This window comes from Candidatus Limnocylindria bacterium, assembly GCA_036523395.1.
Classification (GTDB): domain Bacteria; phylum Chloroflexota; class Limnocylindria; order P2-11E; family P2-11E; genus CF-39.
Map to the genome: position 1 here is coordinate 1 of DATDEH010000065.1, position 4,992 is coordinate 4,992.

Below are 4,992 nucleotides of genomic sequence, written 5' to 3' on the forward strand. Positions count from 1 at the left end.
CGCGTTCGGCCTCGTCGCGACGGACGAAACTCCGGCTGACGACCCGCTCGAGCAGCCGTTCCACTTCTCGAGCCATGTCCTGTTGTGGCGTGTCCTGCGCGATCTGGATCCCGCGCATGCGGACGAGGTCCAGGGTGCAACGCGGGCTGCATTCACCGAGTCCGGACGCTTCGCATACGCGGTGCGCGGCGCGCGTGGCGAGGGCGCGCGCCACTACCACGACGCGAACGACTTTCCGACGGTGTTCGCACCGGCCTGGGGCTTCTGCGACGCGGAGGATCCGGTCTGGCGGGCGACGATCGACTTCGCGTGGTCTCGGGAGAACGACGGCTACTTCGCCGGCGCGCTCGGCGGCCTTGGCTCGCTGCACACACGCCATCCCTGGCCGCTGGGTGATCTGCAGGAGATCGTCGTGGCGCGCGTGCTGGGCGACGCGGCACGCGAGCGCCGTGGCTGGGAGCGTCTGGAGCGCGTCGAGACGTGGGACGGCCTGTTGCCGGAGGCGTACGACGAAACGACGGGCGCCGTCGCGTCACGTCACCACTTCGCGTGGCCGGCGGCGCTGCGCGCGCTCCTGGCTCTCGACCCTATGCTCAAAGCACCGTGACCGTTGAGCCAACATCCGATCGAGTTCGTCGCGGCCTCGGGCTCCCGATCGAGACGCCGCGCCTCGTCATCCGCTCGTTCCAGATCGGCGACGCCGAACTGCTGCACGAGCGCGTGTTCGGCGACGAGGAGACGATGAAGTTCATCCCGCGTGGCGCTTCGCCGTCGGTCGAGCGCACGCGAGGCGCCGTCGAGCGTTTCATCCGTCACGAGCGCGAGCACGGTTTCGGTCTATGGGCCGTCGAGCTGCGCGCGACCGGCGAGTTCATCGGCGACTGCGGTCTCGTGTATGTCGAGGGCACGGGGCCAGAGGTCGAGGTCGCGTACCACTTCGCGAAAGAGTGGTGGGGCCGCGGCCTCGCGACCGAGGCGGCCAGCGCGTGTCTTGACTACGGCTTCCGCGAGCTGGGCCTGCGCGAGATCATCGCGATCTGCTTCCCGGAGCACGTCGCGTCGCGGCGCGTCATGGAGAAGGCGGGGATGCGCTACGTGGGTCCGGCCCGCTACTACGAGCTCGACCTGGCGAAGTACGTCGCGAATGACCGACGCTGAGTTCGACCGCGAGGTCCGCATCGCGATAGCGCACGCGATCAAGACCCGCGGCAAGGTCCCGACCATCGCCGCGATCGCGTCGGACATGAAGAAGGACCTCGCGGCCGTCGACGCCTCATTCGCGCGGATGATCGAGGGCCACGTCTTCATCCCGCGCCAGGACTCGCACGAGATCTTCACGTATAACCCGTTCTGCGCGGAGCCAACGGATTTCTTCGTCACCGCGGGCGGTCGGATCTGGTTCGGGATCTGCGCCTGGGACGCGCTCGGTATCCCGGCAGCACTCGGCGAGGACGGCGTCGTCGAGACGCACTGCGCCGACTGCAACGAGTCGCTCGTGGTCGTGGTCGACGCCAAAGGCGTCACGGAGGTGCAGACCTGGACCGTGATGCAGGTCGGCGTGCCGGCGCGCGATTTCTGGAAGGACATCTACTTCACCTGATCGACCATTCACCTCTTCCGGTCGGAGGAGCACGCCGAACGCTGGCGCGACAAAGCCAAGCCGCCTGCTTCGGCGATCCTCCCGATCGAGCAGGCGACCGCACTGGCGCACGAGTGGTACAAGGACAAGCTCGATCCGGACTGGCGGCGCTACACGAGCGATGAGGCTGAGGCGATCTTTGACGAGCTCGCTCTCGACCCGGAGTTCTGGCGGCTGAGCTGAGCGCATGACACGACGCCCTGTGATCACCGTGATCGGGAAGAGCGCGCGCAACCCCAGCGACCCTGTGCCCGCGCGCGCACTCCGCGCCGGGGAAGAGGTGGGGAAGCTGCTGGCGGAGCGCGGTGCGGTCGTCGTGACCGGTGGCCTCTCGGGTGTGATGGAGGCCGTGAGCCGCGGCGCAAAGAACGCCGGCGGGCTCGTGATAGGGATCCTGCCCGGCCTCGACAAGCGTGACGCGAACCCCTACGTCGACGTCGCGATCACCACGGGCATGGGCTGGATGCGCAACACGCTCGTCGTCCGGGCGGCCGACGCGGTGATCATGATCAGTGGGGGCATCGGCACGCTCAACGAGCTCACCGTCGCGTACGAGGACAAACCCACGGTGGTCCTCGAGGGTACCGGCGGATGGTCCGATCGCATCCGCGAGATCGCGTACCAGGGGAAGCATCTCGAAGAGGCGGGCATCAACGAGATCCGCTTCGCGAAGACGCCGGCCGAGGCGGTGGACATCGCGCTCTCGCTCGCGCCCGGCGGCGAGACCGGTAAGACGATCGAACGCGAGTTCCGGAGTTAGCGCGGGATGATCACGTTCGTCTGCGACATTTCGTCCCTCTCCTCGCAGCCCTGCGATGCCTCGCGGGGTGGAAGGGGCGAAGCCCCTGCGATAACTAGAGCGGCGGCGCGCCGATCGAGGGCAGCATCGCTTCGGCCCACGCCGCAGCCGCCAGTAGACGCTCGTCGTCGCCCGGTGCGCCCACGAGCTGGAGTCCGAGCGGCAGCCGGTGCGGTCCGAGACCGGTCGGGATCGTGATGGCGGGCGCGCCGACGAGCGACCAGCGGGTGCAGAAGCGCGGATCGCCGGTCGTCTCGGGCGTCGGCGCCTCGCCGATCGCGGGCGGCGTGAGGATCGCGTCGTAGTCGGACGCCCAGTCGAGGAAGACCGCGACGAGCCGGTCTCGCGCCGCGAGCGCCTCGGCGTACACGCGATGGTCGATGCGCGCACCTTCGGCGAGCTGCTCGCGCGCGTGCGCGCTCACGGTCTCGGGTCGGCGCGCGACCTTGGGGAGCACCGCCTGCCCGGCCTCGTAGAGCATCACCGTGCGCAGGATCCGCGGCGCGTCGTCGAGTCCCTCTGGTGGCTTCGGCCACTCGACGGGTCCGCCGACGAGCGCGAGCGCGTCGACGTCGGCCTGGAAGCGCTCGCGCATCTCGTCCGAGGCGCGCTCCCATTCACTCGTGCGCAGCGCAGCGAAGCGCGGCGTCCGCTCTCGATCGGCATGCGGTGCGCGCTCCGTCTCGCCGGCGAGGATCGCCGCGAAGAGCCCGGCGCTGCGAACGGTGCGCGCGAAGACACCGACGTGGTCAAGCGTGCGGGAGAATTCGAACACTCCCTCGGTCGGGATGCGGCCCACGGTGGGTTTGAATCCGACGACCCCACAGAACGCCGCCGGCCGGATGACCGATCCGTTCGTCTGCGAGCCGATCGCCGCCGGAACGACACCGGCCGCGACGGCAGCCGCCGATCCCATCGACGAACCGCCGGATGTGCGCGATGGGTCCCACGGATTGAGCGTGCGGCCCGGTGTCATGAACGCGAGCTCGGCGGTGACCGTCTTCCCGAGCACGATCGCGCCGGCGGCCTCGGCCGCGCGCACAGCGGGGCAGGTGTCCCGGGGAACGCGATCAGCGAAGAGCGCGCTCCCGTTCTCGGTCGGGATGCCGGCGGTGTCGAAGATGTCCTTCACGCCGATGGGGATTCCCTCGAGCCGGCTCGCCGCACCGGTGGAACGCCGCCGCTCGTCGGATGCGGCGGCCAACCGCTCCGCCCGCGCCGCGTCGAGCCAGGCGAAGGCGTGGATCTGCGGCTCGGTCTCGGCATAGCGGCGCACGGCGCGCTCGACGAGCGCCGTGCTGGTCAGCGCGCCGGCTTGGAGCGCCTCGGCGAGGCCGACGAGGTCTTCCGCGATGATCCGCATGTCGCACGCATGGTGACACGCGGCGCCCAACCCTTGGGAAGCTTCGGCATGACGCCACGGATCTTTCGGTAGCCCGCTTTTCGGAACATCGCTTCCGTGCCGATGAACGCGAAGTCGTCGTGCACACGCTTGGCGCTCGCACGTGGATAGCCCTCGACCGCCGCGGCGCCCCTGTCGCCGGCGTACTCGAGCGCGGCGCGCAGCATGGCGATCGCGACACCCTGGCCGCGGTATCCGCGGCGCACCGTGATGCACGGGATCACCCAAGCCTCGACGTCGTCGACCGGCGGCGTTGCCTTGGAGTGCGCGATGCGCGAGAAATCGGTGCGTGGGCCAAGGGAGAGGAAGCCGACCGGCTCTTTGCCCTCGTACGCGACGAGACCGGCCGAGTTCTTCCGTCGCCGCGCAAGCTTCGCGAGCGCCTCACGGCGTCTCGCCTCGGCGGTCCCGGGCCCGCCGAGGCTGATCCCGAGATCGCGCTGCTGCTTCGCGCTATACCGCGGGAACAGATCCCAGCAGGTCGCGCCCCACGTGCCGCGCGTCACCGTCTTCACGTCATCGACGCGGGCGGCCGAGAGCGGCCGGACCTTTAGCTCGCTGCCGCGAGTTGTCGCCATCTCTTCTTCGTCAGTCTGCGCACTCTGCTCTCCGCCTGCTCGCGCCACCTTGGAGACCCCAGGCCGAGATGGAGGAGCATCTCGACCATCCGGAGTGCGCGTTCGACGTCCGAGCGGCGCTCGAGCTCGCGCGCGAACGCCAGAGCGAGCTTCACGCGCAGATCGTTGTCGCCGTCGTAGTACGCGCTCTCGTAGCAGGCATACGCCGCGTCGAGCTCCCCGGTGCGTTCGAAGGATCGGGCGAGCGCATACGCCGCGGGCGCGTGATCTGGCGCGTGGCCGTTGCGCGCGGCGAGAACGGCGAGCGCGACTCGGTCAGCGACGCGGACGAGCGACACGATGTCCTTCGCGTTGTGCTCGAGGACCGGCGCGATGATCTTGGGATCGCGCTTGCGCAGGTAGTGGAAGTACGCGTCCGGGATGAGCGACCCGGGAATGTCATTGATGCGCCCCTCGTCGAACAATGACTCCTCGAGCTGTTTGAGCCCGGTCGATCCATAGCGGTCGCGCCAGAGGCGCCGCGCGGGATGGAGCAGGTCTAGGTGCGATTCGTCGACGGTGATCTCGCTGCGCA

6 protein-coding genes and 1 pseudogene are annotated in these 4,992 nt (G+C 69.3%); 4 read left to right on the forward strand and 3 right to left on the reverse strand.

The window, feature by feature from the left end:
- From VI056_08910 to VI056_08925, 4 genes and pseudogenes are all read left to right on the forward strand, one after another.
- Positions 1 to 607, forward strand: a 607-nt coding sequence (locus VI056_08910) for a glycoside hydrolase family 125 protein (protein HEY6203152.1), incomplete at its 5' end; no start/stop codon positions are given.
- Positions 604 to 1,158, forward strand: a complete 555-nt coding sequence (locus VI056_08915; protein ID HEY6203153.1) for a GNAT family N-acetyltransferase — start codon at positions 604 to 606, stop codon at positions 1,156 to 1,158. The genes VI056_08910 and VI056_08915, both read left to right, overlap by 4 nt.
- Positions 1,159 to 1,285: 127 nt before the next feature.
- Positions 1,286 to 1,822: pseudogene (locus VI056_08920) on the forward strand (alkylmercury lyase family protein).
- A gap of 4 nt (positions 1,823 to 1,826) precedes the next feature.
- Positions 1,827 to 2,399, forward strand: coding sequence for a TIGR00725 family protein (locus VI056_08925; protein HEY6203154.1), 573 nt, complete (start codon positions 1,827 to 1,829; stop codon positions 2,397 to 2,399).
- 94 nt (positions 2,400 to 2,493) lie between these two features.
- Here VI056_08925 and VI056_08930 read toward each other — a convergent pair whose 3' ends face one another.
- The 3 genes from VI056_08930 to VI056_08940 form a co-directional block, all read right to left on the reverse strand.
- Positions 2,494 to 3,801 carry an amidase gene (locus VI056_08930; GenBank protein HEY6203155.1) on the reverse strand — a complete coding sequence of 436 codons (1,308 nt, stop codon included), beginning with the start codon at positions 3,799 to 3,801 and terminating at the stop codon, positions 2,494 to 2,496.
- Entirely contained in the window at positions 3,741 to 4,418 is a 678-nt protein-coding gene (locus VI056_08935) for a GNAT family N-acetyltransferase (GenBank protein HEY6203156.1), read from the reverse strand. The genes VI056_08930 and VI056_08935 overlap by 61 nt, the downstream gene beginning before the upstream one ends.
- On the reverse strand, positions 4,391 to 4,992 hold a 602-nt coding region (locus VI056_08940), incomplete at its 5' end, for a ribonuclease H-like domain-containing protein (protein HEY6203157.1). The genes VI056_08935 and VI056_08940, both read right to left, overlap by 28 nt.